The sequence below is a fragment of the Candidatus Binatia bacterium genome (genome assembly GCA_029243485.1).
In the GTDB taxonomy this organism is placed as follows: Bacteria; Desulfobacterota; Binatia; order UBA12015; family UBA12015; genus VGTG01.
This window is the reverse complement of the sequence record JAQWRY010000085.1, coordinates 23,005-49,791: the sequence shown is the minus strand read 5'-3', so window position 1 is coordinate 49,791 and position 26,787 is coordinate 23,005. Positions and strand designations below refer to the sequence as shown.

Genomic DNA, 26,787 nt, shown 5'->3' with positions numbered 1-26,787 from the left:
AGGCCCGGCCCCCTGACGGAAACCAGCTGCGGCACCTGCACCGTTGTGGGACAGGCGCCCGAACTCACTTTTTTCGCAGGGTTCGTGCGAGCTTTTCCAGAACAGTCCGCTCCTCCCGAACAGGCACGACGCTTGCTCTTAGGGCCTTCGCCGGCCTGTCTTCCCTGTCTGGGATGCGGGCGGCAAGGAGGGTTCGATGGCAGCGGCGGCAGGTGTCGAAGGTGAAGGTCCACAGGGTGAGGAAGCAGAGGTCAAGTCGGGTGGAGGCTCCAAGAAGCTTCTCCTGATCGGCTTGCCCGTGCTTCTGCTCTCCGGCGGTGCAGGGGCGTACTTCGCCGGCCTGCTCCCGATCGGAGCGCCCGAAGTCCTCATGGCGGAGATGGAGACCGACCCGTCGCCCGACTTTGCGCCGACGTCGATCGAGCCTCTCGACCCGTTCATCGCGAACCTCTCGGATGAGAACGCCGGGCGGTACATCAAGACGACCATCCAGCTCGAGTTCGCCGGTGCAGAGCCCCCTGCGTGGCTCGACGCGCGGATGCCTCAGATCCGCGATCACATCCTCAGCGAGGAGATGATCGGCCGCACCAATCAGGCGTTTCAGGCCGATTCCGTCCGCGCCGTCTACTTCACAGAGTTCATCGTTCAGTAGGAGCTCCGGTGGACAGTACTCTCTCACAGGACGAGGTCGACGCCCTACTGAAGGGCATGCAGGACGGCGACGTCGCGATCGAGGACAAGCCTCCTTGCGATGCTCCTCGCCCCTACAACCTCGTCGGCGAAGAACGCGCTGCGGGCCGGCAGTTTCCGGGCCTCGAGCTGGTTCATGATCGCTTCGTGCGCCGGCTTCGGAAGTCGCTGAGCCACGTGCTCGGCTCGAGCGCCGAAATCGAGATCACAAACGTCGAGGTGCTCCGCTACGGCCGTTTCCGGAACCGAATCGAGCCGGGTGCATCGCTGAGCTTGTTCTCGATGGCGCCTTTGTCGGGGAACGGCCTCCTCGTTCTCGGGCCTTCGCTCATGTCCCAGCTGGTCGACCGCATGTTCGGTGGCCAGGGGCGGCCGCCCACGACGTTGGAGATCGGGGAATACTCGCCGATCGAGCTGCAAGTCGTCTCGCGGGTGGCCTCAACGGTCCTCGCGGACCTACAGGATGCCTGGTCACTCGTGGCCGAGCTGAGTTGCAGCTTCCTACGGACCGAAGTGAACGCCGCCATCGTGTCGATTGCCGCCACCGAAGACATGGTCCTCGCAGTGGATCTTCAGTGTGACCTCGGCGGTGGACCGACGAAGCTCACGCTCACGCTCCCGGCCGCCATGCTCGAGCCGCTGCGCGCTCGCCTCGGCGAGAGCCACTCGATCCCGGCGGATGCCGACAACGGATGGCTGAACTCATTGATTGGCGCGATCCAGCAGACCGACGTCGACCTGAGCGTCGAACTCGGAACGAACACTCTCTCGGCCCGCGAGCTTCTTCGCCTGGAGGTCGGCGACGTTCTGCCGCTGCCCACGCGGGGAGACGACCACGTATCCGTTCTCGTCGAGGGCCAGCCGGTCATGACGGGGCTCGCCGGAACGAACCGCGGCAGGCATGTGGTGCGCATCCTCTCTTTCACGCAGGAGACCTGACCGATGAGTGAAGAACAGACTATCGAGCGCAAAGTGGCCGAACCTGCGCCGCTGCCGCCGCCGGAAACCGCCGCTGCGGTATCCAACGAACCGCCCGGCATCGATCTGCTGCTCGACGTGCCGATGTCGGTCACGGTCGAGCTCGGTCGTACGCGCATGCCGGTTCGGCAGCTCCTGGCGCTGGTGTCGGGATCGGTCGTCGAGCTCGGGAAGCTCGCCGGCGAGCCGCTCGACATCCTCGTGAACGGGAAGCCCACCGCCCGCGGCGAGGCCGTCGTGGTGAATGAGAAGTTCGGTGTGCGTCTCACGGAGATCGTGAGCTGCACCGAGCGGGTGGAAAGTGGAGGCATGATGAAGGCGGATCGGGCATCGAATGAGGGAGTCGCGAACGCGACAGTGGCGGCAGGGCAATCGGAACAGCCATCGCCGGGAGGCAACGTCGTCCCGTTCCCGCCGCGAGCCGCGGCGTTGAAGAGCGGGCGTCGTGAATCGGTGTCGGTCGAACCGATGTCGTCGTTTCGCGCGATCGCCGTCTCGAGCGGAAAGGGTGGTGTCGGCAAGACGAACGTCGTCGCCAACCTTGCAGTTGCGCTCGCCCGGCGTGGGCAGCGCGTGATCGTCCTCGACGCGGACCTCGGCTTGGCGAACCTCGACACGCTCCTCGGCCTGCATCCGCGCGCGACGATGCGCCACGTGATCCACGGGGAGTGCAGTCTCGCCGATGTGCTGATTGACGGACCACAAGGCATTCGCCTCGTTCCTGCCTCGAGCGGGTTCGAGGACATGACGCAGCTTGGAGCAGGGGAACGATTGCACCTCCTCGAGCAAGTCGATTCCCTCGAGGAGCAGTTCGACGTGCTGCTCGTCGACACGGCTGCGGGCATCTCTTCGAATGTCACGTTCTTCGCCACGGCGGCGCAGGAGACCATGGTGGTCGTCACGCCGGAACCGACCTCTCTCACCGACGCCTACGCGCTGATTAAGGTCCTCTCGACTCGATACGCGGAACAGGAGTTCGGCGTCTTGGTGAACATGGCGCGGAACGACTCCGAGGCGGATCGGACCTTCGCGCATCTCTCGCGCGTGGCTGCCCGATTCCTCGACGTCTCGCTCCGCTACGACGGGTTCATCCCGTACGACGCGGAGCTGCCCGAAGCGGTTCGCCGCCAGCAGGCCGTGATCGAGCTGGCACCGCGGGCCCAGGTGAGCCGCGCATTCGACTATCTCGCCGATCGAGTGCTGTCGCTTCCGACAAAGCCTCGACCTAAGGGCGGCCTGCAGTTCTTCTTCCGCCGTCTTCTCGAAGGAGTCCAACCGTGAGTATTTCGAGCCAGATTGAGGAGGGCGGCGGCCCGGCCGTCGCGCCTCCGCCGATTTCCGACGACACAGTGCGCAAGTATCTCCCGCTCGTGCGTCGGGTCGTGCGTCGCCTGACGCCCCGGAAGCCCCCGGGCGTCGAAGACTCCGAACTCGTGAGCTGGGGACTCGGTGGATTGCTGGATGCCCTCCAGCGGTTCGATCCGAGCAAAGCCGCGGCCTTCGAGACCTACGCGCAGGTCCGCATCCGCGGTGCGATCCTCGATCGGCTTCGCGGGCAGGACACGACCGCCCGGAGCACGCGCGAGAAGGCGAAGCTTCTGGAGAAGACCTACCAACTCCTCGAGACGCGACACGGTCGCGCCGCGACGGAGGAGGAGGTCGCCGAGGAGCTCGGCAAGTCTCTCCCGGAACTCCATGCGATCCTGGGCGAGATCGGCCGCGGCGGCTTGTTGAGTCTCGAAGACCTGTCGACGGGTCGCGATGGAAAGGCCACGGGCGAGGAGGTCCTCGCCAGTGATTCCCTGGACCCGGAGGACGCGGTGCTCGAACGCGAGCGCGTCGAATTTCTGGCGAAGGCCGTCGATCGACTGCCGCAGAAGGAACGCACGGTGATCGAACTGTACTATCACGAAGGCCTCACGATGCGGGAGGCCGGCGAAGTGCTGGATCTCACCGAGTCGCGGGTGTCGCAGCTCCATTCGCGGGCGTTGCTGCGGTTGCGCGGCTTCCTGCGTGAAAGTGCCGGGAAGAGGTGACACATGATTCCGACGCAAGAGATCCTCCGGTTCGCGGGTGTCGCAGTCGGTGTGATTCTGATCGCCTTGCTGGGCGGCCTGTTCTACCGCCTTATACGCGATCCCACGAAGATCTGGCAGGAGCGTGAAGCCGACTCTCAGAGATTCATGACTCGCTCCATTTGCTGATCACGCAGGCCGAGGGCCAGGCGCGCAGCTTGGATCAGGGCCTCGTCGCTCACACAGACCGCCCCCGCGACCTGTTGGCTCGGGCCGATGCTGTGCGTGCCACCGAGCCGGCGGAGGTCCGTGAGGAGCCGACGCCCACGCGGACCGCCGAAGAGCCGGGCGCGTTGCGGACACGTGTCGCGGGCCTCGCGCAGGGGGGCACGAACGAACCGGCAAATTCTTGCGCCGCGGCCCGCACGGCGGGAAAGCGCCGCGTGGGCGCGAGCGGAGGTTAGGGCGTGTTGTCCGAGAGGACTTCCTCGACCCGTTCGAGCTCGCTGCCCAGTTCACCCAGGAGCTTGCCGGCGTTGCCGTCGCAGCGGCCCCCGGCGACGGACTCGAGCAGGTCCGAGATCGCCGACAGGCGTGCGGCGCCGACGCTACCGCTGGAGCCCTTGAGCGAATGCGCCGCGAGGCCCAGGGCATCCATGTCGGTGCGCTCGAGGGCTTCGCGTGCAGCGGCAAAGTTCCGCCGGGCGTTGCTTACGTAGAGCTCGATGATTGCGGTGAACTCGTCGAGACCTCCGCCTTCTTCGAACTCCGCCCGTAGCTCCGCGAGAACATCGAGCCGGATCGGTCCGTCGTCGGTCTTCATCTCGGCCTCCGCTTTCCCCACGGTGCGTGGCGCCTCCGTGTCCGGAGAGGCCGCAGCTTCGGGCTCAGGCGTCAGGCACCGCTCGAGCGCGTGCACCAGGTCATTCAACTGGATCGGCTTCGCGATGTAGTCGTCCATGCCGGCGTCCAGGCACTGTTCCCGGTCCCCTTCCATCGCGTTCGCGGTCATTGCGATGATCCAGGTGTGGCGGTTCGTCCCCTCGCGTTCGCGAATACGAGTGGTCGCCTCGAAGCCGTTCAGCTCCGGCATCTTGCAATCCATCAAGAGGAGGTCCCAGTGCGAACGCGTCGCGGCGTCGACCGCCTGGACACCATCGGAGACGATGGTGGCGCGGCATCCCAGCCGCGCGAGCTGGGCCCGGATGAGGCGTTGATTCACCGGGTTGTCCTCGGCGACGAGAATCTTCGGCGGATTCGTATCGAGCCACTCTTTGAGAGGCGCGCTCGGCTGCCCGACCACGTTGGGAGACTCCTGGGCCTTGTTCAAGACCGAGCGGACGGTCTCGAGCAGCTGAGACTGTCGCAAGGGCTTCGGGAGCGTGCGGGCGATGCCTGCGGCGCGAATCTTCTCGGACTGACCACGCTCGGTGTACGAGGTCGCCATGATCCGCGGGAGGTCTTTGAATTGCGGATCCGCGTGCAGGACGCGCGCGAATTCCAGCCCGTCCATGCCCGGCATCAACATGTCGAAGATGACGAGGTCGTACGGGCGCGCGGCGAGTTCCGGGGACCGCAGGAGGTCGAGTGCGGCGGGAGCATCCTCCACCGTGTCGACGTCCATGCCGTACATGCCCAGGTAGGCACGCAGGATCATCCGGTTGGTCGCATTCTCGTCGACACCGAGGACCCGCAGCCCCGCAAGAGAGGCCAAGTTGCCCGGTTGTCTGCCGTCGGCTTCGTCGGCCTTCTCCAGTGGGATCGTGAACCAAAAGGTCGACCCCTGGCCCGGCTTGCTCTCGACCCCGATCTCGCCGCCCATCAATTCCACGAGTCGACGGCAGATCGCGAGGCCGAGCCCCGTTCCTTCGAACCGGCGTCGGTTGGAGCCATCGAGCTGCGTGAACTCCTCGAACAGGCGCGGCAGCTCTTCGGCATCGATGCCGATCCCGGTATCGCAGACTTGGAATCGCGTGAGCAGCCGATCTCCGTCGTCCTCCTCGATGCTCGCGTGCATTGAGACCTCTCCATGGGACGTGAACTTCACGGCGTTGCCGACGAGGTTCACGAGGATCTGGCGGATGCGAGGTGCGTCGCCCATTGCGACGGGCGGGACGTCGGGCTCGATGCAGCAGTTCAGCTCCAGGCCCTTGTCGTGCGCTTTCGCGGCGAGCAGCTCGGCGGCTTCTTCGACGGTGCGTCCGGGATCGAACGGCGAACAGTCGAGGTCCATCTTGCCCGCTTCGATCTTGGAGAAATCGAGGATGTCGTTGATGACGCTGAGAAGTGCTTCGCCGGACAGGCGGAGAGTCTCTGCGTAGCCGCGCTGCTCGCTGTCGAGCCCCGTTCCGAGCAGCAGGTCGGTCATGCCAATCACGCCGTTCAGCGGCGTGCGGATCTCGTGACTCATGGTCGCGAGGAACTCGGACTTGAGACGTGCGGCAGCGAGAGCTTCCTCGCGTGCCGCCTCCAGGTCGCGGGCGAGTTTCTCCTGCTCGACGAGGCGCTTCTCTGCACGCGCCAAGGCAGACAGCGCCACGGCCTGCGCGCTCTCGGAGCCTAGGGAGCCCCGGGCCTCCTGGGGGCTGCTCAGATCGTGAAGAGTACCCCGCAGGGTCGGTTCGGTCGCTTCGGGGTCGGCGGCTCCGCAGACGAGAAACCACCGGTATTCGCCGGTAGGGGCGCGTAGGCGAAGAACAACGTCGTACGCGTCGTTCGTCTCGAGGTGCCGCTGGGCGGTCTCTCGGGCGACGTCACGGTCGTCGGGGTGAAGCTCGAGCTCTACGGGCGGAAACAGCCCAAAGGAGTCCCGGGCCGTGGGGCCCGCTTCGGTCCCGGCAGACCACTCGAAGCGTGGGTCTGACGCCGTGGGTGCGCCGTCGTGGGGTCGTGGTGCTTGTGAGCCGGCCCGGGAAAAGCAGGCGGGTAGATCGTTCGTAAGCTGGTTCCCCATGATCGTTCCCAACTAGGAAGGTGCGCCGGCGAAGTGTTTCAGAAGGAGACAGTAGTTGCCCGCTGCCTGCGCTGGGGCGAACCGCGACCGGTGTGCATGGAGGTGCCTCACGTGGAGAGAATCGGAGGTCCAACCGCGAGGCTTGAGAGATTGTTTGCGCCTGCGCGAGATGGGGTGAAGCGGCGAGAATCGCCGCCCAATGGCCTAGATTTCCGCCTGCCGGGGGCGCCTTCGCCCGGTTCGTGAGGCCCGACGGGGACCTCGCGCCGGCACCGATGCGGCACCCTGGATCCAGTCATGGAAGACCGTTTTGCGTGGCTTTCGGACGCTCGGTGGGGCCGAGCAGGGCTGGTTCTGGTGGGGGCGATTGTGGGGCTTCTGGACCCGCTCGCGCTGCTGATCACTGTCCGAGGCGCGCTCGCCGTGAGCCGGGTGACCTTCTGTGGGGAGGCAATTCAGGACGCCTGGGAGCACCTTCGGCAGGCTCTGTATGCGGAGAATTCCGAGGAACTGCAGACCGAGCGGGGCATCACGACGTTCAAGCGCCTGGCCCGGATCCACCGGGTCGCGGACGCGGCGCGGGAGGAGGAGGACGTGTTCGTGCGTCGAGCGGTCCAACAGTCGCTCGAGTGCAACAATGCCGACGAGGTCTGAGCGAGCCTGTTTGGCGAAGCCCGGGTTCGCGCCAGTGAGGGCGAGCAGGCGTGGAGCGTGTTGCTGACTCTCGGTCGACTGTTCCCGGCCTTCGGCCTGCTCGGAACACTGATCGGGCTCGCGATGGTCCTTCGAAGCCTCGCTGGAGAGACGGGCTTGTCGACGGTCGCTCCCACTCTCGGGGTGACCGTTCTCACGACGTTGTACGGCGCGGTGCTCGCTGTAGGAATTACAGGTGCGGATGATGGAGGGGAGGTGTGGGCGCACATTGTCAGACACGCCTACGGTCCGCACGCCGGGGCGCAGTTGCGTTGAGTCCGAGAACAAGTCGTCGAGACCGGGTGCGGCGGTCCCGCTGTACGACAACAGCAAGCTCGTGTTTACGCCAGGTCCGCTGTTCTACCCAGAGTACTTCAAGGCCTGAGGCGGTGCACTAGTCCCAGCGGCCCGGCGACACGAGGATCAAGTCCGCATGCCGCGTTGCCCGGAGGTACTTCTTCTCCAGCACCTCGTCGAGGGCTTCCTCCCACGGACCGTCGATGATTTGGATGGTGATGAGGCCCTTCACCTCCGGCGTGAAGATCACGTCGTAGCCTCCGACGTTCGCGATGAGGCCGATCACCGTCCGTACGTCGGCCTTCCGGAAGTCGATGGTCACTGAACCGGGGGACACCGGTTCGGACGCCGGGACCGCAGCCGCCGGCTTTGCATTACCTTGCGTGGCGAGCTCGGGCGCCGGGCTCGGTGTTGCCGTGGGCGCTGGAGACGGGGACGGGCTTGCCGTGGGGGCCGCAGTCGGGCTCGGGGTTGCGGTGGCGCGAGGCGACGGTGTTGCGGTCGGTACCGCAGTCTCTGTCGGCTCCGGGATCGATTCCGCAGCCGCGGCCTCTGCCGGCTCCGAGCCGGGGGCACGAAGGCGCACGTCCAGCCCGGTCGCCGTGAAGCGGACAGAGTAGGCGGTCGGGCCGCTCAGGTCGAAGACGACGCGCGTGCGTGTCTCGGGTTCCGTGTGGACACCCACCCGGATGCGGAGTAGCTGCCCGCTCGCGGCGTCGAGCCGGTGGCTCGGGAGCGCAGGCACCACTCCGGGCAGATCCATGATCAGTCGGTGGTCGGCCAGCATGTGAACGCTGGGTCGCGCCTGGCCGTCCTCGATGGCGAGGCGCACGACCGTTTCGGCGCGCTCCGTTTTAACCGAGATTGCGCTCAGTCGAGGGGCCTCCGCGCGGATCGGGCTCGCCGTGAGGAAAACCAAACAGAGCACAACGCTCAGACGCATCGCTACGGGCCGCTTCATGTCATCTCCGTGGCGCGCGGGAGAGCACGTCGCACGTCACCGCCGTTCCCTGCGCGATTCTCACGATTGCGTCGAGGAGTCCAAGGGAGAAGGAAACTTCCGCCTCGGGAAGCGACCGAACGAGATGCCGTGTCCTCGCGTCGTCGAGGGCATCGCGCGTCATGAACTGTCTCTCGACGAGGGGCGGGGGGTCGATCTCGAAGAGGGGCGCTTCGCGTTTGACCTGTTGATTGTCGGTGACAAACGTACGAACGATCGGTCCGCTCACCTGGGCGGTGACCCCGACGATGTCGTCCTGAACGAACGCGTCATCCGTGGTCGGGTTGATGCGCTGCTCTTCCCACCGCCAAGCCACGAGCAGCCCCGCCACGATCATCGCGACGACGGCAACCGTCAAACGGCTCGCCCGGACCGAACCCTGCACCTCCGCCACCCTCCCCACGGCGGCGGGACCGTATCAGTCTAGAGACCAAGCATCCAACGATAGACGAGGTTCAGGGGCGGGCCGAGTACGGAGCTGAGCCCTCCGCTGAAGATCATGATGACCAGGAAGATCATCCCGTACTTCCGCATCCACTGGACCGACCCGGCCATGGAAGGCGGAAGGAGACTCTCCAGCACTCCGAACCCGTCGAGGGGCGGGATCGGGATGAGGTTGAACACGGCGAGCACGACGTTCACCACGACCGAGAAGAACGCGAACTCGAACAGGATCCCCTCGGGGACGACTCCCGGGGCGCCGGCCGGACGAAGTGCGAACACGACTGCGGCGAAGGCCGCGGCGAGGAGGAGGTTTGACGCCGGCCCAGCGGCCGAGATCAGGAGGTTCGCTCTGCGAGGTTCCCGTGTTCGGTTGATCGCGACCGGAACCGGCTTCGCCCAGCCGAACACTGGCCCGCCCGAGAACGCCAGGATGGCGGGTAGGACCACACTTCCGATGGGGTCGATGTGCTTCAGCGGGTTGAGGCTGATCCGGCCGAGGTCCTTCGCGGTCGGGTCGCCGCACTTCCACGCGACATAGCCGTGGGCCGATTCGTGGAACGAGACGGCAAAGAGCAAGGCGACGACCTTGACGACGACGAGTTGGAGATCCGGCGACATCGCCTACTGCCCAACCGATGCGGACGACGTGGCGAGGCCCGTCATCTCTTCACTGATCGTCCAGAGGCGCGCCGCCGCGTCGTCGTCGCGCGCGCCGGCAGTCGGAGCCACTTCTTTGCATTTTGCGTAGTAGCGGCCGCTCACACCTTCGAGGTCCGGAGACGTCGCTGCGAACAACGATGTGGCTGCGCCCTTCGCAGGACTGTTGAAGAACAGCCCGACCACTTTCATGATCGCCTTTGCCCAGGCACCGTTGTTGCCTCCCAGGCCCGTGGCCACGGCCCCCGGGTGCACCGCGTTCACGGTGACGCCGGAGCCCTCGAGGCGCTTTGCCAGCTCTTTGGTGAACAGGATGTTCGCGAGCTTGGAGCGTCCGTAGGCCCGCATCGATGCGTACTTCTCCCGGTGCTGGAGGTCGTCGAAGTTCAATCCGCCGACGAACTTGTGCGCGTCCGACGCCACGTTCACGATTCGGGCCGGCGCGCTCGCGCGAACCCGCTCGAGAAGCAGGTTCGTGAGCAGAAAGTACGCGAGGTGATTGACGGCAAATGTATTTTCGATCCCGTCGACGGTCTCGGTGTAGGAGACGTTCACCACGCCGGCGTTGTTCACCAGCAGGTGAATCTCGTCGAACGTCGAAAGGATCTCGCCGGCGACGTTGCGGATGTCGGCCTGGGACGCCAGGTCGGCACGAAATAGGTGCAGCGCGTCGTTGCCCGTCTTTGCCCGGAGGGCCTCGAGGGTGCGACGGCCCTTTTTCTCATCGCGGCAGAGCAGGCCCAGGGTCGCGCCGAGGCCCGCGAGCTCGGTCGCGGTAGCCTCGCCTATGCCCGAGGTCGCTCCCGTGATGATGCAGGTCCTTCCTTTGAGATCCATTGCCAAGGATGATGGCATTGGCCGGAGCGGACGCAAGCTACTCGAGCTTCTCTCGCGGCACCTCCGCCTTCGGGCTATACGCACGAAATGGCGACCATTCAGACGAGTGGCGAGGTCTACGCGACTCCCGAGCACCAATCCTTTCGAGACCTCGTTCGACGCTTCGTTCAAGAGGAGCTCGCTCCGCGCGCGCGTGAGTTCGACGAGGCCGGGCGGATCGACAAGGCGCTTTACCGCCGCATGGGCGAGCTCGGGCTCCTCGGGATCCGCTACGATCCACGCTGGGGCGGGGGTGGCCTTGATTGGTCGTTCAGTGCGATTCTGTTCGAGGAGCTGGGTTTCTCGGACAATGCAGGGGTCTCGCTCGGAATCAGTGTCCAGACGGACATGGCGACGCCATCGCTCCACCAGTTCGGAACGGACGAGCTTCGCGAGAGCGTGCTGGTCCCCGCAATTCGCGGCGAGATGGTGGGCGCTATCGCGGTGACCGAGCCTGACGCCGGGTCGGATGTCGCCGGAATCAAGACCCGCGCGATCCGGGACGGCGACGATTGGGTAATCAACGGCAGCAAGCTCTACATCACCAACGCCGCGACCGCGGACTTCCTCTGCCTGCTTGCGGTCACCGATCCGGAGGCCGGCTACGGCGGCTTCTCCCAGATTGTCGTCCCGACTGACAGCGCGGGCTTCAGCTACGAGCTCCTCGACAAGATCGGAAATCGGGGCTCCGACACCGGGCTGCTCTTCTTTGACGACGTACGCGTCCCAGTAAGCAATACGATCGGGGACGTCGGTCGCGGCTTTCAGCAACAGATGATGCAGTTTCAGGACGAGCGTCTCGTGGCTGCCGTGCAAGCCAACGCGAGTGCCGAGCACATCTGGGAAGTGACGAGAGATTGGTGCAAGCAGCGCGTGGTCTTCGGCAAGCCGCTCGCCAAGATGCAGGTCACTCAGTTCAAGCTCGTCGAGATGTTGGCGCGCATTACCTCGGACCGGGAGATGATCCACTCGTGTGTGCGCCGTCGTGTTCGCGGAGAAGACGCGACAAAGGAGATCTCGATGGCGAAGCTTCTGGTCGGGCGCACGAGCCGCGTCGTGGCCGATGAGTGCATCCAGCTGCACGGGGGCTTCGGCTACATGCGCGAGAGCGCGGCCGGTCGGAACTTCGTCGATTCGCGACTGACGAGCATCGGCGGAGGCGCCGACGAAGTAATGCTGCAGTACCTCGGGAAGATGATCGGCCTCTAACCGATGACTCGAACCGGTCCTCTCGTCGGGCTTCGTGTGCTCGATTTCACCCGGGGGCGTGCGGGTGCCCTGACCGGCATGCTGCTCGCGGACTACGGCGCCGAGGTGCTGCGGATCGAGCCTCCCGGCGGCGATCCGCTGTGGGACGAGCTTCCGGGCTACCCGGTCTGGCACCGGGGGAAAGAGATCGTGGAGATCGATCTCGCGCTGCCGTCGGCTCGCGAGGCCATCGCCAAGCGCCTTCCGGTGGCAGACGTGATGATCGAGAGCCTGCGTCCCGGCGTGCTCGACGCCGCCGGCCTCGGGTTCGATTCGATCGAGGCGATGGCCCCGCGGCTGATCTACGCATCGATCTCCGGTTTCGGCCCGGCTGGCGCCGACGCGAAGGTACCCGGCTACGAAGCTCTCGTGCAGGCCCGGCTGGGTCTCCCGTCCTACCAAGGCGCGCCCCACGGCCGTCCGGCGATCTGCACCTACCCGGCAGGTAGCTTCGGCGCGGGTCTGCTGGCGGTGATCGGGATCCTCGCGGCCCTGCACCAGCGCGAACGCACCGGGCGCGGACAGCGGGTCGAAACGTCCCTGGTCGACGGTGTTCTCGCGCAGCTCGTCATGACGCTGATCCAGCCCGTCGGCGAGGAGGTGAGTGTACCTCCCGTCTCCGGTGGCGTGCCGACGCTCACGATCTATCGGTGCGGCGACGGGGGCTACCTCCAGATCCACCTGGGCGCCCGCGGTGCGCTGGATCGGTTGTTCGAGGCGACGGGGCTGCGTGCGGACGACTTCGTGCATGCCGACACTGGCCGGCACTTTACGGGCGATCCCGCCGGTGGGGAGCGATTCCGAGCCGCGTTGGCGGAGGTGCTCGCGACGCGCTCTCGCGACGAGTGGGTCCAACGCTTCACCGATGCCGACGTTCCGATCGCAGCGTGCCTCGCCCCGGGAGAGGCGCTCGATCATCCGCAGACCGCGGCGCTGGAGATGACGACCGAACTACGCGATCCACTGCTCGGCCCGATCACCAGCGTTGCGCCACCGATCCGCTTCGACGGATCGCCCGGTGGACTGCCGGGGGCGGCGTTACAACGCGGGATGCCGCGGAATCCCGAAGCCGCGCTGCGGCACACGGGTTGGCTCACCGCGGAAGAAGTCGCCGCTGCCGAGCAGCCCCGGTTGGGCGAGCAGCACGGTGATGCCGAGGCCGCCGCCGTCTCCGCCGAGAGCCCGGCGGGACCGACGGATGCGACGACCGAGATCGCGCCGCTCGATGACCTTCGGGTGCTCGACTTCGGCATGTTCGCAGCCGGGCCCTACGCGGCGATGCTCCTCGGCGAGCTCGGCGCGGACGTGATCAAGATCGAGCCGCCCGGCGGCGACACGATGCGGCCGAACGCGCGCCCCTTCTCGGGCCTCCACCGTGGCAAGCGCGGTCTCGCACTGAACCTCAAGAGTCCCTCAGCGGGGCCCATCGTCGCAAAGCTGGTCGGGGGTGCCGACGTGCTGCTGCACAACTTCCGACCGGGCGTCGCCGAGCGGCTTGGGTTGGGCTGGGACGCGCAGTCCGCGAAGCGGCCCTCGCTGATTCACTTCCACAGCACCGGGTACGGGACATCGGGGCCGATGGCCGCCCTGCCGGGCTTCGATCAAATCTACCAGGCGGTCTGCGGGATGTCGGTCGCACAGGGCGGCGAGGGTCAGGCGCCCGAGCAGGTCGCCGGAGCGCCGCTCGATTGCCTCAATGCGCTCCTCACGACCGCCGGTGTCCTCATGGCGCTGCATCACCGTGACCGCACGGGAGAGGGGCAGCACGCGGAGTGCGCGCAACTCGCCGCGGGCTTGTTCGCCTTGTCCGAGGTCTATCGCACCGCCAACGGAATCTCGGATGCCGGGAGATTGGACCACGACCGTCGAGCGCTGGGGGACGGTTACCGGATCGTCGCCGCGCAGGATGGGTGGTTGTTCGTCTGCTGCGGAGACGAGGAGGCGCGAGATCGTCTGCGCGCATTGCCGCGCGAGGGCGAAGTCATCGATTGGGCAGCTCACTCAGTGGAGCACTGGATCACGACGCTCGCTGCGGCCGACATCGCCGCGTCCCGCGTTCGCGACACGTTCGACGGGAGTCTTCTGGAGGATCCACTCCTGGTCGACGCGGCGCGCGTGGTCGAGGTGCAGGACCCGGCGCTCGGCCCTGTTCGCCAAGCCGGGCGCTTCGTGCGCTTCTCCGACGCGGTCCTTCCGGAACCTTCCGGTGGCCCCGGTCTGGGACAACACAGCCGAGAGATCCTGCGGGAGCTCGGAATCGAGGAAGAGGAGACGAGCCGGCTCGTTGCGGACGGCGTCGTCGGAGAGAGGGGGGGAGCATGATGGAGGTCGAGTTCGATCCCGTTTGCGGGATGACGGTGTCTGATCCGAGCCGCGCGAAGTCGGCGACCCATCAGGGGCGGACCTACTACTTCTGCAGCGATCGGTGTCACGCGAAGTTCACGGCGGACCCTGCGGCGATTCTCTCGGGAACCGCCGACAGCGATGTCCCGGCCGACGCGGTCTTCACGTGCCCGATGCACCCGGAGATCGAGCAGATCGGCCCCGGTACCTGTCCACTGTGCGGGATGGCGCTCGAGCCCAAGGATGCCGCAGCCGCTGCGACGGAAGACGAAGAGAGTCCGGAGCTTCTGGAAATGCGCCGGCGCTTCCGGGTCTGCCTGGTCCCGGCGGCCATCGTGTTCTTCGTCTCTATGTCGGAGATGCTCCCGGGCGAGCCGGTGCAGAAGGCATTGCCGTGGACGTGGCTCGCGTGGGGCCAATTCGCGCTCACCACGCCGGTGGTCCTCTGGGGTGCGGCTCCCTTCTTCGTGCGCGCCTGGCAGGCTCTGCAGGCGGGTCGCGCGAACATGTTCACGCTGATCTCCATGGGTGTGGGGGCTGCGTACGGCTACAGCGTCTTCGCCACCGTGTTCCCCGCAGCGGTCCCGGGCGCGCACGGAGAAGGCCCGCCGCTGTACTTCGAAGCGGCTGGGATGATCACCGTGCTGGTCCTCATCGGTCAGGTGATCGAGCTCCGCGCGCGTCATCAGACCGGGGCGGCAGTGCGCTCTCTTCTCGCTCTGGCAGCGAAGAGCGCTCGGCGAGTTCTCGAGGACGGCACCGAGGAGGATATCCCCATCGAGGACGTCGGCGCGGGAGACCGGCTGCGCGTGCGGCCGGGCGAGAAGGTGCCGGTGGACGGCACGGTGCTCGAGGGAAGCAGCTCGATCGACGAATCGATGGTGAGCGGCGAGCCGATCCCGGTCGAGAAGACGTCGGGCGCCCGGGTCGTGGGCGCGACGGTCAACGGTACTGGTAGCTTCATCATGCGCGCCGAGCGGGTTGGGCGCGACACGCTGCTCGCACAGATCGTTCAGATGGTGGGGCAGGCGCAGCGCTCGCGTGCGCCGATCGACCGGCTCGCCGATATCGTCTCCGGCTACTTCGTTCCCACCGTCTTGCTGATCTCGATAGCGACGTTCGCGGTGTGGTTCTCGGTCGGTCCCGAACCGAAGTTCGCTCATGCACTCGTGAATGCGATAGCGGTCCTCATCATCGCCTGCCCGTGCGCGCTCGGCTTGGCGACGCCCATGTCCGTCATGGTAGGGGTCGGTCGCGGCGCGACGGCCGGTGTCCTGGTCAAGAACGCCGAGGCTCTCGAAACGCTCGAGAAGGTCGACACGCTCATCGTCGACAAGACGGGGACGCTCACCGAGGGAAAGCCCCGACTTGTCGCCGTGACGCCCGCAGACGGCGTCGACGAGGCGGAGCTTCTCTCTCGCGCCGCCAGCCTCGAGCGCGGAAGCGAGCATCCGCTCGCCGCCGCAATCGTGGGCGGCGCGAACGAGCGCGGCGTCGCGCTGAGCGCGGTGGACGACTTCCGCGCGATTACGGGCAAGGGTGTTCGCGGCCGGATCGACGGGGAAGACGTGGCCCTGGGCAACGAGGCGATGATGGCGGAGATCGGGGTCGACGCGCCCTCGGCTGCGGCCGACGAGGCGCGGGCCAGCGGTCAGACTGTGATGTTCGTCGCCAGAGGCGGACGCTTCGAGGGGCTCATCGGCGTTGCCGACCCGTTGAAGCCGACGACCGCTCAGGCGATCGAGGAGCTTCACGCGGCCGGGCTTCGTGTCGTCATGCTGACCGGCGACAACAGTACCACCGCGCAGGCGGTAGCGCGCGAGCTCGGCCTCGATCAGGTCGAGGCCGACGTTCTCCCCGACGGGAAGGCGGATGTCGTTGCACGCTTCCAGGAACAGGGCCACATCGTGGCGATGGCCGGCGACGGGGTGAATGACGCGCCGGCGCTCGCACGCGCCCACGTCGGCATCGCGATGGGCACGGGGACCGACGTCGCCATCCAAAGCTCCGGCGTGACCCTGGTGAAGGGGGATCTGCTCGGCATTGTTCGCGCCCGGCGACTCAGCGAGGCGACGATGGGGAACATTCGGCAGAACCTGCTCTTCGCGTTTCTGTACAACTCACTCGGCGTGCCCGTCGCGGCCGGAGTGCTGTATCCGTTCCTCGGTCTCTTGCTGAATCCGATGGTTGCGAGTGCGGCGATGAGTCTCAGTTCGGTGTCCGTCATCGGGAACGCCTTGCGGCTGCGCAGGGCGAAGCTGGGTTAGCGAGACTCTGCATTGCGAGCGGTGGCGCCGCGAGGTTACCCTGCTCGAATCCCTTGAACCGCGTCCAGGAGCACAATCATGTCGGCCACAACGATCATTGAAATCACAGCCCGTGAAGTCCTCGATTCACGTGGCAACCCGACACTCGAAGCCGACGTTCGGCTCGAGGGCGGCGCCCTCGGCCGCGCCGCAGTCCCGAGTGGTGCGTCCACCGGCGCGCACGAAGCGCTGGAACTGCGGGACGGTGACAAGGGTCGCTATCGCGGCACCGGGGTGACCAAGGCCGTCGCAAACGCCAACGGCGCGCTCGCCAAGGCTGTCGTCGGGCTCGACGCGCGTGATCAGAAGGCTGTCGACCAGGCGATGCTCGACGCCGACGGTACCCCCCTCAAGAAAAACCTCGGCGCGAACGCCATCCTCGGCGTTTCGATGGCGGCTTCGCGAGCCGGTGCGGCCGCCGAAGGCGTCTCTCTGTACCGTTGGCTCGGCGACGACGACGAATGCATGCTTCCCGTGCCCTTCATGAACGTGCTGAACGGCGGCGTCCATGCCGTTGGCGGCGTCGACTTCCAGGAGTTCATGTTGGCGCCGGTCGGTCTCCCGACGTTCTCGGACGCCGTTCGCGCGGGCAGCGAGTGTTACCACGTTCTTAAGGACATCTTGCACGACCGTGGCCTGTCCGTCGGTGTGGGAGACGAGGGTGGCTTCGCTCCCGCGCTCGATCGCAACGAGCAAGCGCCGGAGCTGCTGATCGAGGCCATCGAGAAGGCCGGATACCGTCCTGGTGAGGACGTCGTCCTCGCGCTGGACCCTGCGACGACCGAGATTTTGCAGGACGGCAAGTACTCCCTCTCGCGCACGACCGGTGACGTCCTCACGAACGACGAGATGATTGCGCTCTGGGAAGCGTGGAGCGCCAAGTACCCGATTGTCTCGATCGAAGACGGCCTCGGCGAAGACGACTGGGACGGCTGGGCGAAGCTCACGAAGGCAATCGGCGACAAGGTCCTTCTCGTCGGCGACGACCTCTTCGTCACGCAGAAGGCCCGCCTGGAGAAGGGCGTCGAGTCGAACGTCGCGAACGCGATTCTGATCAAGCTGAATCAGGTCGGTTCGGTCTCCGAGACACTCGACACGATCGGCGTTGCGAAGAAGGCGAACTACGGCCAGATGATCTCGCATCGCTCCGGCGAGACCGAGGACGTGTTCATCGCCGACCTCGCCGTTGCTACAGCCGCCGGCCGCATCAAGACCGGCGCGCCTGCGCGCTCCGAGCGTGTCGCGAAGTACAATCAGCTGCTCCGCATCGAGCAGGAGCTCGGCCCGAAGGCCAAGTACGCCGGCCGAGTTTAGAAAACGGCAGCATTCGGCACCCGCCATGCGGGTGTGCACGGCAGTAAAGCCCGACCGGGGACCGCTTGCGCGGTTCGGAGGGCTGCCTCACCATGTGGATCCATGACGAGGCTACTTGCGTTCTTCACAGCAGTCGCGCTGGTCCTGGCCCCTGTCGTGCCCGCGCACGCGTTGGGACCGACACAGCAGGCGCCGACCCGGATCTACTCGATCGGCGACTCGATTACCCGCGCGTTCGACGCAGATCTCCCGGCCGACAATCTGCACCTCAGCTGGGTCAACGGGACCCACGGCTTCCTATCCGCGTTGCTCGGCTTTCCCAACGTCCAATCCCATCACCAACGAGTCGTCGCGAACTTCGGCTCCGCGGGCGTCCGCAACCAGATCGCGGCTCAGAACGGGAACCGCGTGGGGCACATGGTGACGCAGGCCTCGGGAATGAGCGGCGACGAGACGTACGTCACGATTCTCGTCGGCGGAAATGACGTCTGTAAGGACACCATCGACGAACTCCCGACCAACGAGGCGTTCGCGTACACCTTCGCGGAGGGTCTGATCGCGGTCCTCGAGAAGCTCGAGCCGGGCGCGACTGTTCAGGTTGCCGCAATCCCGGACGTCAAACGGCTCTACGAGATCGGCACCGACAAGAAGGCACTCGGTGTCGTCGATTGTTCGCTGCTCTGGCAGACTACGGCTCTCGGTTTCCCGTGCGGTTCGATGCTCTCCCCGGCGAACTCCGAGGCCGACCGGGAGTACGTCCAAGAGAGAAACGTCGTCTACAACCAGATCATGCACTTCCTCACGCTGCTCGGGGCTCATAGCTACCCCCACCTCTACGTCTCGTTCACCGACGTGACGTACACCTTTGCGTTCACGCAGGAGCACGTCTCGAACATCGATTGCTATCACCCGTCAGCCGACGGCCAGGCGCTGATCTCCGAAGGGATCTGGGACGCAGGCTTCTTCTCGGAGTACGACGAGCTTCAATGAAGCGCGCGGGTGTCATCATCGTTGGCGCGCTCGTGTTGGCCGCCGCCTGGACTGAGACAGAACGGGCTCCCGTGACGGAGAGTCCCGTCCGCTTCGTGGGAGACCGCACGGATTGGAGAGAAGCAATCCCGTCGGGAACGCGACACGCCGGCGTGGAGAACCCTCGGCCCGGGTTCCCGACCATGCCTGCGGAAACCGAAGACCGCAGCTGGCGGGCGATGGTGTGGCGCGAGTTGCGCGATCCCGCAGAGCAACTCGGCGCAGACCGATGGGAAGCGCAGGAGAAGGAGCAGTTCCTGGTGGCGCTCACGAGCCTGCGCGACGCGGGACGGCGCCGGGAGCGCTTTGCGACGGATCCCGACGGCGAATCCAGCATCGACGCGGCGCAGCGGCACCGTAGCGCCGCGATCGAAGCCGACGCCCGCTCTCGAGAGATGTTCGGAATGCCTCTGGGCGAGTTCCTTCGGCGGGCAGAGCCCGGGTCCATCGAGGAAGTGCCGACGGGGTGATGGCGCTCGTCGCGCTCCTGGGTCTGCTCGCGCTCCCGGTCGCACATGTGGACGATCGTGCCATCACGCGGTCCGACCTCGACGCGGCCTCTGCGGGGCGAACCGAGGCGCTGCACGGCCAGCTTGCCCGCCTCGTCGAAGAAACGACCTGGCGCGTGATCGACGCACGCCTCCCGCCGCCCGAGGTGTCCCTGCAGGCGCCCTCCGCGGCCGAAGTCGCGGCGCGCCGCGCGCAGGTGGGCGACGGGCTCGATCCCTCCGTCGTCGACGAAGCTGTCCGCTGGCAGATTGAGAAGGAGCGTCGAGAGGTGGCGCTCGTGGAGGCCCGCAGAGAGCTCCACGAGGCGGCGGCCGCGCGCGTGGAGCTTCCGGCGACAGCCCAGCTCGACAGGATACTCCCGCCGGCCCTCACCGTGGGCTGGGTCGGCGACGAGCCGATCCCAGCTGCCGACGTCGAGCGCGCGGCCGCACTCGCGCTGTACCGACTGCGAGGCGAGCTTCACCGCGAACGTGAACGCTCTCTGGAACGCATCATCGAAGAGCGGCTTCTCACAGACGAGGCGGCGCGGCGCGGAGTCGCCGTGACAGGTCTCCTCCCGTTGGTGGCGGTATCGGAGGGCGACATCCGTCGCTACGTGGAGAGCCGCACGGTTGAAGGAGCGAAGCGGCCCGACCCGGAGCGCGTCCGACCCCTCCTGGAGTCGCGGGCTCGACACGAGGCCCGCGCGGATCTCCTCGCGTCGCTGCGGAAGAATGCGAACATCGAGGTGTTTCTCGAGGCGCCCGCCGTGCCTCGGTTCGCCGTGCCCGAGGCCGCCGCGCCTGCACTCGGCCCCGAGGAGGCGCCACCGACTCGGCAGATCGTCGCTTTTGTGAACTACCGCGATTCCGGCGCACGACTCGTGCACGCAGAACTCGACCGAGTTTTGGAGGTCCGTCCGGAGGTGCGTATCGTCCTGCGCGACTTCGTCCCCGGCTTCGATCCCACCGCGCAGGGCGCGGCCCTACTGGGTCGCTGCGCCGACGCTGCGGGCGTCTTCGCGGCGTGGCGGGGACACGCACTCGCGCGCACGCCGCCTCGTGCGTACGGGGCCGCACTGTTCGACGAGAGCGCGCTCGCCCGATTCGCCCAGGAGGCTCAGGTCGACGTCCCGACGTTGAAGACCTGTGTCTCGGATCCCGCCACGGCCGCGGCGATCGACCGCGACACGGCTGTCGCGACGCGCCTGGGCTTCTCGACGGCTCCAGCGCTCGTTGTCGCGGGCAGGCCGCTCACCGGCGTGCAGTCCGCGGGCACGATCCTCGCCGTTCTCGACGAGGCGGAATCCCGTTCGGATTGAATCTGCGGACTGGCTGCGGCACTCTTCGACCCGACGGCGTCGCGCGTGGTCCGACTCTGCGACGCGGGAGGAGGGGAAGTTCATGGTGGGATTGTTACTTCGGTGGGCGATCGGTTCGGCGGGCCTTTGGGTCGCGGCGGCGCTGGTCTCCGGGATCTCGTTCAGCAGCACCGGCCCACTGCTGATCGCGGCGCTGGTGCTGGGAATTCTGAACGCCGTCGTCCGGCCGATCCTCGTTCTACTAACGTTGCCGGTGACCGTCGTGACGCTGGGACTCTTCCTGTTTGTCATCAACGCCGGGATGCTGAAGCTCACCAGCGCCGTGGTCGACGGGTTTCAGGTGGATGGTTTCTGGTCCGCGATCTTTGGGGCGTTGGTGCTGAGCCTCGTAAGCCTCGTGCTCAACATGTTCGTGAGCGACAGCGGCGGCATCACGACGATTTCGGTGGATATCCACCGAAACTGAGCCCCGTGGGCTCGACGCGGATTCCCGCGCGACGGAGTCCGGCGTAGACCGCGGCGGCGATCGGAACCGCTCCGGGCGTGTCGCCGTGTAGGCAGAGTGTGTCGGGCGAGAGGCGAAGGGTGGCGCCCGTGGGGGTTGCGATGTCGGAGCCGCGCGCGAGCGCAACGGCACGGACCGCCGCGGCCTCTGGCTCCTCGATCAAGGCGCCGGGCTCGCTCCGGGGGATGAGCGCGCCATCGACCTGGTAGCCGCGATCGACGAAGCCCTCGGCTACGGCGACGAGTCCTCGCGCACGCGCTGCGGTGAGTGAAGCTGAGCCGGCGAGCCCCACGAGGGCGAGTCCGAGGCCGAGTCCGTGGACGGCCCGCGCGATGGCGTCGGCGATCGTCGAATCCGAAGCCGAGAGATTGTAGAGGGCGCCGTGCGGCTTCACGTGCGCCAGGACTGCTCCCTGCGCGTCGGCAATCGCGGCCAGCGCGCGGGTCTGTTCGGCGACGAGTTCGGCGATCTCCTCGGCGTCCGTGGTCGTGACGCGACGGCCGAACCCCGGTCGATCCGCAAAGCTCGGATGGGCGCCGATCGCGAGCCCAGCCGCCGCCGCTTGCGTAACGGTCCTCGCCATCGAATGTTCGTCACCGGCGTGTCCGCCGCAGGCGACGTTGACAGAGGACAGAAAGGGGTACAGCGGCGCATCGTCGAAGCCTTCGCCGACGTCCGCATTGAGGTCGATCGCCGTTGCGCGTGGTTCAGCCACGAATCACCTCGGGCAGGGACTCCTCGCGGGCGCGTCCTAGATCGAGCGCGGTCGCGAGCGAAGTCTGCTCGAATCGCACCGCGTCTCCGGGTCGAAGGCGGGCGACGCGACCGAGGTGCGCATGGACGACGACCGCCGGCTTGGCGTAACCGCCGGTGATCGGCCGATCCGGGCCGAGCACGATCGGACACCCGTTGGGGGGTACCTGGATCGCACCGAGCGTCGTGCCCTCCGGTGCGATGCCCGACGGCACGTCCTTGAGCGGCGTCGCCGCGCCCTCGGCTGGTGCGAGGCGCACGCCGGTCCGATCCGACGTCGGCTCCACGTACCAATTCGCGGAGCATAGGGCGTCCAGAACCCCGTTGGGAAAGTCCGCCCGCTGCGGTCCGGGGAGCAGCCCGAGGACCGCGGGTTCGCCCGACCCGCCCGCCGGATCGATCCACGATCCGCTTCGGGCCGGCGCTCTCGCGTTCCCAAGTACGAGCTCGTCGCCGGCACGCAGAGCCCGTCCCTCGACCCCGCCGAACGAGGCCGGGACGTACGTGGCGCGGCTCCCCAGAACCGCGGGCACGGCCACGCCGCCGGCCAACGCGACCCACGCCCGGCCGGCGCGCAGCGGTACCGCGAGGCGCAGTCGGGCGCCCGGCGGCAGGACGAAGGCACGATCGAGTGGCACGGCCGATCGGTCCTCACCATCGACGAGTGTGCCCGCCACAGGAGCACCCACGATGGCGGCGGCGATCGGCTCGTCGCCCGCGTTCTCGATCGTGGGACCCATCAGCGTCAGTTCGAGCCCGGCGTGGTGGTCGGGGTTTCCGACGAGGCGATTCGCTGCCCGAAGAGCGATGCGGTCGAACGCGCCGCCGGGCGGCACGCCGAAGCGCGCGACCCCGCGACGGCCGAGATCTTCGACGGTCGTTCTCGGACCGGGCTGCCTGATGCGGAGGAGCCTCATCGCGCCACGAAGCGCACCCGGTCGCCGGGGCCGAGGAGAGCCGGTGGGTTCGCACGAGGATCGAAGAGCGCCGAGCCCGCGGTGCCCAGTAGGTTCCAGCCACCCGGTGACTCGGCCGGATAGATGCCGGTCCATTCGCCGCCGATCGCGACGCTACCCGCCGGAATCCGTGCGCGCGGCGAGGCGCGGCGTACCGTCGCGAGCCGCGCGGGTAGGCCCGAGAGGTAGGCGAACCCCGGCTGGAAGCCCAGGAAGGCGACGTCGTAGACGGCCCCTGCGTGAAGGTCGACGAGCTCGGCAGGGGTCATCCCCGCGGCCGCCGCGACGTCGGTCAGGTCGGGCCCGTCGTAACGGACGGCGATCTCGTGCAAACGGCCGGTCGGGGTTGTCTCGTCCTCGGATGTGACGGCGCCGATCGCGTCGAGTTCCGCACGACACGCCTCGTCCACGGGGTCCGCAAAGACGACGAGGACACTCTGCGCGCCGAGGACGATCTCATCGATCGCCGGAAGCGACGCCGCTTCGATCCGTCCGCCGAGACTCCGGGCGCCCGCCGCCGACCCGGTATCCAACAGAAAGGAATGCTCTCCCACGCGCTGCATGAAGAAACCCGAGGTCCCGTCTCAGGCTTCGGCCCAGGTGCGAACCGCGTCGCTCAACTCGTCGCGACCGGTCTCGAAGAAGTGGCTCGCGCCGTCGATGACTCGAAGATCGGTTGGAGGAGCGACGGACTCTTCGAGGAGCTGGCGCAGCGGACCAAGAGCCGCGAGTTCGTCGTCGGAGCCGTGGACGAAGAGCTTGGGCTTCGAGCAATCGGTGAGGAACCCGAGGTCGAGCAGGCCGACGGGGGTCGCGACCGCGATCAGGCGGGTCACGCGGGCATCCTCAGCACCCAGCCGCAGCCCGATGGCAGAGCCGAAAGAGTATCCAACCACGAGAATATCCCGCGCTTTCGTCTGCGATTCGAGCAGGAAGTCGAGCGCCGCGGAGGCGTCGTCGAACTCGCCGCGGCCTTCGTCCCACTGGCCGGTGCTCTCTCCAACGCCGCGGAAGTTGATCCGCAGGGTCTCGAATCCGGCGGCTTCGAGGGCCTTCGCGCAGTGGAACACCACCGGGTTGTGCATCGTGCCGCCGTAGACCGGATGAGGGTGCAGGACGAGGGCTACGCGCTCCCCATCGGTGCTCCCCGGTTTGTAGATGGCCTCGAGGCCACCGTGAGAGACTGGGATGAGTGTCTTGCCGGCGAACATAGCCACACCCTATAGGAATCCGGTGCCGAACATCTACGTACTCGGACTCGACCGCGAGGAGACCCGGACCTTCAGCCGGCTCGCGACCGACTTCCTCGAGCGTGAGCTGCGAACGCCACGCGAGCACGTCTACGTCTTCCACCAGGAAGCCACCCTGTTTCGCGACGGAACCGAATCGCCGATGCCGACGATCATCCGGGTGAGCTGGATCCGCCGGCCGGCGAAGCACTTCCACAAGGTGGTCGAAGGCCTTACCGAGGTCGTACGCGAGGGGCTCGGGCGCACGGAGGGTTCGGTGCAGGTCGAGCTGCACGAGAAGTGGGAAGACGGCGCGGTGGATGGACGGCTTTGCTCCGAGTGGGCATCGGCGAGCCGGAAGTAGCGGGCCGGTCATGCGAGATCCTCGCCTTCTGCACTGGGCCCTCGGAGGCCTGGTCTTCCTCCTCGCCGGCGGAGCTGCCTGTGCGGACCGACCCCGTGCCGCCTGCGATGCGGCGGATGCGCTCCGGACGGTCTGCGGCTTCGAGAACCCGGAGGATCTGGCCGTCGCGGTGAAGCGCGACGCGGTGATCATCTCGCAAATGCGCCGGGACGAAACGGGCGGAAGCCTCGCGTCCTGGAATCCCTCAGAGCCAGGCGCGACGGCGACGCACCTGTGGCCTCAGGCCTACACCCCTGGCGTCGACAGCGGCCCCGCCGCGGGAGATCCTTCGTGCCCGCCACCGTCGCCGGCGGACTTCGCACCGCACGGCATCTATCTCGCGCCGAGCGGCCTTTACGTCGTGAACCACGGAGGCCGGGAATCCGTCGAGCTCTTCGGTTTGAGCGGGAAGGGCGGAAGTCTCGCCGCCCGCTGGCTCGGTTGCATCGAGCTGCCGGCTGGCACGAGCGCAAACGACGTGGTGGTCGGACCGCAGGGCGAGGTCGTGGTGTCGAACATGTCGGCGCCCGGCGCCTTGCTGACGGCGTCGCTCCAGTCCCAGATCGGAATGAACACCGGTGACGTTCTTCTCTGGCGAGCGGGTGAAGGGTGGGAGCACGTCCCGAATACGGCTGCTCGGATGCCCAACGGCGTGGAAATCTCGGCCGACGGCAAGCATCTCTACTTTGCCGAGAGTGGCGCCGGACGGGTCGTTCGTGTGGATCGCGATGGCACGAACCGCACCGAGATTCCGCTGGAAGGCCGGCCGGATAATCTCACGTGGACCGCCGACGGCCGACTACTGGTCGCGACCCACCGTTCTAGCTTCGAACTCGTGGGGTGCCTGCGAGGCGCGTCGTGTCGGTCGGGCTGGGACGTGTTCGAGATCGATCCCCAGACGGGTTCCGTCGACCGAGTCCTCGGCCATGATGGAAGCCGGCTGGGAGCGGTGGCGAGCGCACATGCGGTGGACGACAAGCTCTACCTCAGCGCGGTGTTCGACGACCGTATCGGCGTGTGGACGCCTCCAGCCGGCCGATGAGCGAAGGTGAGTCCCAGAACGGGAACGGCCCGCTCGGCGAGACCTGGCGCGCGTGGGTCGCACTCGGTGTCGGTGTCGTCGTCGTGAGCGCACACTCCGCACTCGCGTACGGCATGTCTCCGCTTCTGAAGCCGATCACCGAAGAACTCGGCTGGACGCGAAGCACTTACGCGGGCGCGATGAACGCGCGATTGCTGATCCTGATGCTCGTCGTGCCGTTCGCGGGGCGCCTGGTGGATGGGATCGGCGCCCGGACCGTCTTGTCGATCGGTGCCGTCTCGATGGCGATCGGCACGCTGGCAATCGCCAACATGGATAGCGTCTTCACATTCTGGGCATCCGGGATCTTCATCGGCCCCGGGCAGGCCGCGGTCGGAAGCGTGGCCGGCTCGGCGCTCGTGTTGCGGGAGTTCCGACGCAGGCGCGGACTCGCGATCGGCATCTTGAACGGCGGCGACAATCTCATCACCGGACTCGTTCACGTGGCGTCAGCCTACCTCCTGATCCACGTCGGTTGGCGCGGTGCCGTGACGGGCCTGGCCTTTGGCTACGTCTTGCTCGCGGTCCTCGTGTTCACGGTACTCAAGCCCGGCGAGGGCAAAGGCGACGACGAACGCGACGCGACCGTGCAGGGTCGGGACGAAGGCATCCCCTGGAGAGACTCACGACTCTGGCTCCTCCTCGGGTCCTACGTCGTCATCTACGGCTACGTGACGACGATCGGGATTCACTTCCCCGCATACCAGCGAGACCTGGGGCGCACCCCGGACACCGCTGCCTGGATCTACGGCCTCAGCACGATGGTCGGCGCTGCGGGGTCGATTCTGATCGGATGGACGACCGAGCGGATCACGGCTCGGGCAACGCTGCGCGTCGTGGTCCTCGGGCTCCTCGCGAGCACCTTCCTCCTGTGGTTCCCGGTGGGTGTCGCCGCCTACACGGTCTGGGCGGCGGGGTACGGCATCGTCAACGCGGGCGCGGTCGCGCTACTCGCCCTCTTACTGGCAGAGATGTTCGGCAATCTGGGCTTCGGTCGACTGATGGGGGTCGCGATCTCGATCTGCATGGGCGCGACGATCATCGCGAACTTCTTCGCAGCCGGCATCTTCGATTCGTATGGGAGCTACGTCCCGGTCTGGCAAACATACAGCGGATTGCTGCTTCTCACACTCGTGCCCGTTCACGTCCTGGCGCGCCGTCCGGACTGAGTTCGGACATTGCATCACCCGCAGTGAAATGGTCTGCT

27 protein-coding genes are annotated in these 26,787 nt (G+C 66.9%); 18 read left to right on the top strand and 9 right to left on the bottom strand.

What is annotated here, in order from left to right; translation table 11 throughout:
• Positions 1-196 precede the first annotated feature (196 nt).
• The 5 genes from P8R42_24415 to P8R42_24395 are packed head-to-tail and all read left to right on the top strand — an operon-like array spanning position 197 to position 3,872.
• The gene (locus tag P8R42_24415) at positions 197-652 is read left to right on the top strand and encodes a flagellar basal body-associated FliL family protein (GenBank protein MDG2307737.1); all 456 of its coding nucleotides are present in this window, start codon (positions 197-199) and stop codon (positions 650-652) included.
• A gap of 8 nt (positions 653-660) precedes the next feature.
• Complete coding sequence (fliM, locus tag P8R42_24410) at positions 661-1,629, top strand: flagellar motor switch protein FliM (GenBank protein ID MDG2307736.1); 969 nt, start codon at positions 661-663, stop codon at positions 1,627-1,629.
• A 3-nt stretch (positions 1,630-1,632) separates the two neighbouring features.
• Positions 1,633-2,949, top strand: a complete 1,317-nt coding sequence (fliN, locus tag P8R42_24405; GenBank protein MDG2307735.1) for a flagellar motor switch protein FliN — start codon at positions 1,633-1,635, stop codon at positions 2,947-2,949.
• Complete coding sequence (locus P8R42_24400; GenBank protein MDG2307734.1) at positions 2,946-3,704, top strand: FliA/WhiG family RNA polymerase sigma factor; 759 nt, start codon at positions 2,946-2,948, stop codon at positions 3,702-3,704. The genes fliN and P8R42_24400 overlap by 4 nt, the downstream gene beginning before the upstream one ends.
• 3 nt (positions 3,705-3,707) lie before the next feature.
• The gene (locus tag P8R42_24395; protein ID MDG2307733.1) at positions 3,708-3,872 is read left to right on the top strand and encodes a hypothetical protein; all 165 of its coding nucleotides are present in this window, start codon (positions 3,708-3,710) and stop codon (positions 3,870-3,872) included.
• A 271-nt stretch (positions 3,873-4,143) separates the two neighbouring features.
• Here P8R42_24395 and P8R42_24390 read toward each other — a convergent pair whose 3' ends face one another.
• Positions 4,144-6,636 carry a response regulator gene (locus P8R42_24390; GenBank protein ID MDG2307732.1) on the bottom strand — a complete coding sequence of 831 codons (2,493 nt, stop codon included), beginning with the start codon at positions 6,634-6,636 and terminating at the stop codon, positions 4,144-4,146.
• A 297-nt stretch (positions 6,637-6,933) separates the two neighbouring features.
• Between P8R42_24390 and P8R42_24385 the strand changes: the two genes are divergently transcribed.
• Together P8R42_24385 and P8R42_24380 are read left to right on the top strand one after the other, a co-directional pair.
• Entirely contained in the window at positions 6,934-7,290 is a 357-nt protein-coding gene (locus P8R42_24385) for a hypothetical protein (GenBank protein MDG2307731.1), read from the top strand.
• A 6-nt stretch (positions 7,291-7,296) separates the two neighbouring features.
• Positions 7,297-7,605 (top strand): MotA/TolQ/ExbB proton channel family protein, encoded by a 309-nt coding sequence (locus tag P8R42_24380; protein MDG2307730.1) that lies wholly within the window; start codon positions 7,297-7,299, stop codon positions 7,603-7,605.
• Positions 7,606-7,723: 118 nt separating this feature from the next.
• Here P8R42_24380 and P8R42_24375 read toward each other — a convergent pair whose 3' ends face one another.
• From P8R42_24375 to P8R42_24360, 4 genes are read right to left on the bottom strand one after another with little or no spacing between them, the layout of a single operon-like run.
• Positions 7,724-8,587, bottom strand: coding sequence for an AMIN domain-containing protein (locus P8R42_24375; GenBank protein ID MDG2307729.1), 864 nt, complete (start codon positions 8,585-8,587; stop codon positions 7,724-7,726).
• 1 nt (position 8,588) lies between these two features.
• A complete protein-coding gene (locus P8R42_24370; GenBank protein MDG2307728.1) occupies positions 8,589-9,011 on the bottom strand; it encodes a hypothetical protein in 423 nt (140 codons plus the stop codon).
• A 38-nt stretch (positions 9,012-9,049) separates the two neighbouring features.
• The gene (locus P8R42_24365) at positions 9,050-9,688 is read right to left on the bottom strand and encodes a site-2 protease family protein (protein ID MDG2307727.1); all 639 of its coding nucleotides are present in this window, start codon (positions 9,686-9,688) and stop codon (positions 9,050-9,052) included.
• Between the two features lie 3 nt (positions 9,689-9,691).
• Positions 9,692-10,564, bottom strand: a complete 873-nt coding sequence (locus P8R42_24360; protein MDG2307726.1) for an SDR family oxidoreductase — start codon at positions 10,562-10,564, stop codon at positions 9,692-9,694.
• Positions 10,565-10,651: 87 nt separating this feature from the next.
• On the opposite strand from P8R42_24360, the gene P8R42_24355 reads away from it, so the two are divergent.
• The 8 genes from P8R42_24355 (at position 10,652) to P8R42_24320 (ending at position 21,119) form a co-directional block, all read left to right on the top strand.
• Complete coding sequence (locus tag P8R42_24355) at positions 10,652-11,812, top strand: acyl-CoA dehydrogenase family protein (protein MDG2307725.1); 1,161 nt, start codon at positions 10,652-10,654, stop codon at positions 11,810-11,812.
• A gap of 3 nt (positions 11,813-11,815) precedes the next feature.
• Positions 11,816-14,173 (top strand): CoA transferase, encoded by a 2,358-nt coding sequence (locus tag P8R42_24350; protein MDG2307724.1) that lies wholly within the window; start codon positions 11,816-11,818, stop codon positions 14,171-14,173.
• On the top strand, positions 14,170-16,461 hold the full coding sequence (locus P8R42_24345) for a heavy metal translocating P-type ATPase (protein ID MDG2307723.1): 2,292 nt from the start codon (positions 14,170-14,172) through the stop codon (positions 16,459-16,461). Before P8R42_24350 ends, P8R42_24345 begins: the two co-directional genes overlap by 4 nt.
• 78 nt (positions 16,462-16,539) lie before the next feature.
• The gene (gene eno, locus P8R42_24340; GenBank protein MDG2307722.1) at positions 16,540-17,814 is read left to right on the top strand and encodes a phosphopyruvate hydratase; all 1,275 of its coding nucleotides are present in this window, start codon (positions 16,540-16,542) and stop codon (positions 17,812-17,814) included.
• 102 nt (positions 17,815-17,916) lie between these two features.
• Positions 17,917-18,804: an SGNH/GDSL hydrolase family protein gene (locus P8R42_24335; protein MDG2307721.1), complete on the top strand. Its 888-nt coding sequence runs from the start codon at positions 17,917-17,919 to the stop codon at positions 18,802-18,804.
• Complete coding sequence (locus tag P8R42_24330; GenBank protein ID MDG2307720.1) at positions 18,801-19,313, top strand: hypothetical protein; 513 nt, start codon at positions 18,801-18,803, stop codon at positions 19,311-19,313. Before P8R42_24335 ends, P8R42_24330 begins: the two co-directional genes overlap by 4 nt.
• Positions 19,313-20,653 (top strand): thioredoxin domain-containing protein, encoded by a 1,341-nt coding sequence (locus tag P8R42_24325; protein MDG2307719.1) that lies wholly within the window; start codon positions 19,313-19,315, stop codon positions 20,651-20,653. The genes P8R42_24330 and P8R42_24325 overlap by 1 nt, the downstream gene beginning before the upstream one ends.
• Before the next feature lie 82 nt (positions 20,654-20,735).
• The gene (locus tag P8R42_24320) at positions 20,736-21,119 is read left to right on the top strand and encodes a phage holin family protein (protein ID MDG2307718.1); all 384 of its coding nucleotides are present in this window, start codon (positions 20,736-20,738) and stop codon (positions 21,117-21,119) included.
• Here the strand turns inward: P8R42_24320 and P8R42_24315 are convergent.
• Genes P8R42_24315 through P8R42_24300 form a run of 4 tightly spaced genes read right to left on the bottom strand, consistent with a single transcriptional unit; the run spans position 21,085 to position 24,078 of the window.
• A complete protein-coding gene (locus P8R42_24315; GenBank protein MDG2307717.1) occupies positions 21,085-21,873 on the bottom strand; it encodes a LamB/YcsF family protein in 789 nt (262 codons plus the stop codon). The two genes, P8R42_24320 and P8R42_24315, sit on opposite strands and share 35 nt — an antisense overlap.
• Positions 21,866-22,828, bottom strand: coding sequence for a biotin-dependent carboxyltransferase family protein (locus P8R42_24310; GenBank protein MDG2307716.1), 963 nt, complete (start codon positions 22,826-22,828; stop codon positions 21,866-21,868). The genes P8R42_24315 and P8R42_24310 overlap by 8 nt, the downstream gene beginning before the upstream one ends.
• Positions 22,825-23,430, bottom strand: coding sequence for a 5-oxoprolinase subunit PxpB (gene pxpB, locus P8R42_24305; GenBank protein MDG2307715.1), 606 nt, complete (start codon positions 23,428-23,430; stop codon positions 22,825-22,827). The genes P8R42_24310 and pxpB overlap by 4 nt, the downstream gene beginning before the upstream one ends.
• A gap of 21 nt (positions 23,431-23,451) precedes the next feature.
• Positions 23,452-24,078 carry an alpha/beta fold hydrolase gene (locus P8R42_24300; GenBank protein MDG2307714.1) on the bottom strand — a complete coding sequence of 209 codons (627 nt, stop codon included), beginning with the start codon at positions 24,076-24,078 and terminating at the stop codon, positions 23,452-23,454.
• Between the two features lie 22 nt (positions 24,079-24,100).
• Here P8R42_24300 and P8R42_24295 point away from each other — a divergent pair, with 22 nt between their 5' ends.
• From P8R42_24295 to P8R42_24285, 3 genes are read left to right on the top strand one after another with little or no spacing between them, the layout of a single operon-like run.
• Positions 24,101-24,460 carry a hypothetical protein gene (locus P8R42_24295; GenBank protein MDG2307713.1) on the top strand — a complete coding sequence of 120 codons (360 nt, stop codon included), beginning with the start codon at positions 24,101-24,103 and terminating at the stop codon, positions 24,458-24,460.
• Positions 24,461-24,470: 10 nt separating this feature from the next.
• Positions 24,471-25,541 carry an SMP-30/gluconolactonase/LRE family protein gene (locus tag P8R42_24290; GenBank protein ID MDG2307712.1) on the top strand — a complete coding sequence of 357 codons (1,071 nt, stop codon included), beginning with the start codon at positions 24,471-24,473 and terminating at the stop codon, positions 25,539-25,541.
• Positions 25,538-26,749 carry an MFS transporter gene (locus P8R42_24285; protein MDG2307711.1) on the top strand — a complete coding sequence of 404 codons (1,212 nt, stop codon included), beginning with the start codon at positions 25,538-25,540 and terminating at the stop codon, positions 26,747-26,749. The genes P8R42_24290 and P8R42_24285 overlap by 4 nt, the downstream gene beginning before the upstream one ends.
• The last annotated feature ends 38 nt before the right edge of the window (positions 26,750-26,787 follow it).

Bases quoted from the DNA above. Each gene is read 5' to 3' on its own strand.
- P8R42_24415 (MDG2307737.1), top strand. From the start codon at position 197: ATGGCAGCGGCGGCAGGTGTCGAAGGTGAAGGTCCACAGGGTGAGGAA.
- fliN (MDG2307735.1), top strand. From the start codon at position 1,633: ATGAGTGAAGAACAGACTATCGAGCGCAAAGTGGCCGAACCTGCGCCG.
- P8R42_24395 (MDG2307733.1), top strand. From the start codon at position 3,708: ATGATTCCGACGCAAGAGATCCTCCGGTTCGCGGGTGTCGCAGTCGGT.
- P8R42_24390 (MDG2307732.1), bottom strand. From the start codon at position 6,636: ATGGGGAACCAGCTTACGAACGATCTACCCGCCTGCTTTTCCCGGGCC.
- P8R42_24385 (MDG2307731.1), top strand. From the start codon at position 6,934: ATGGAAGACCGTTTTGCGTGGCTTTCGGACGCTCGGTGGGGCCGAGCA.
- P8R42_24375 (MDG2307729.1), bottom strand. From the start codon at position 8,587: ATGAAGCGGCCCGTAGCGATGCGTCTGAGCGTTGTGCTCTGTTTGGTT.
- P8R42_24365 (MDG2307727.1), bottom strand. From the start codon at position 9,688: ATGTCGCCGGATCTCCAACTCGTCGTCGTCAAGGTCGTCGCCTTGCTC.
- P8R42_24360 (MDG2307726.1), bottom strand. From the start codon at position 10,564: ATGGATCTCAAAGGAAGGACCTGCATCATCACGGGAGCGACCTCGGGC.
- P8R42_24355 (MDG2307725.1), top strand. From the start codon at position 10,652: ATGGCGACCATTCAGACGAGTGGCGAGGTCTACGCGACTCCCGAGCAC.
- P8R42_24350 (MDG2307724.1), top strand. From the start codon at position 11,816: ATGACTCGAACCGGTCCTCTCGTCGGGCTTCGTGTGCTCGATTTCACC.
- P8R42_24345 (MDG2307723.1), top strand. From the start codon at position 14,170: ATGATGGAGGTCGAGTTCGATCCCGTTTGCGGGATGACGGTGTCTGAT.
- eno (MDG2307722.1), top strand. From the start codon at position 16,540: ATGTCGGCCACAACGATCATTGAAATCACAGCCCGTGAAGTCCTCGAT.
- P8R42_24335 (MDG2307721.1), top strand. From the start codon at position 17,917: ATGACGAGGCTACTTGCGTTCTTCACAGCAGTCGCGCTGGTCCTGGCC.
- P8R42_24330 (MDG2307720.1), top strand. From the start codon at position 18,801: ATGAAGCGCGCGGGTGTCATCATCGTTGGCGCGCTCGTGTTGGCCGCC.
- P8R42_24325 (MDG2307719.1), top strand. From the start codon at position 19,313: ATGGCGCTCGTCGCGCTCCTGGGTCTGCTCGCGCTCCCGGTCGCACAT.
- P8R42_24320 (MDG2307718.1), top strand. From the start codon at position 20,736: ATGGTGGGATTGTTACTTCGGTGGGCGATCGGTTCGGCGGGCCTTTGG.
- P8R42_24310 (MDG2307716.1), bottom strand. From the start codon at position 22,828: ATGAGGCTCCTCCGCATCAGGCAGCCCGGTCCGAGAACGACCGTCGAA.
- pxpB (MDG2307715.1), bottom strand. From the start codon at position 23,430: ATGCAGCGCGTGGGAGAGCATTCCTTTCTGTTGGATACCGGGTCGGCG.
- P8R42_24300 (MDG2307714.1), bottom strand. From the start codon at position 24,078: ATGTTCGCCGGCAAGACACTCATCCCAGTCTCTCACGGTGGCCTCGAG.
- P8R42_24290 (MDG2307712.1), top strand. From the start codon at position 24,471: ATGCGAGATCCTCGCCTTCTGCACTGGGCCCTCGGAGGCCTGGTCTTC.
- P8R42_24285 (MDG2307711.1), top strand. From the start codon at position 25,538: ATGAGCGAAGGTGAGTCCCAGAACGGGAACGGCCCGCTCGGCGAGACC.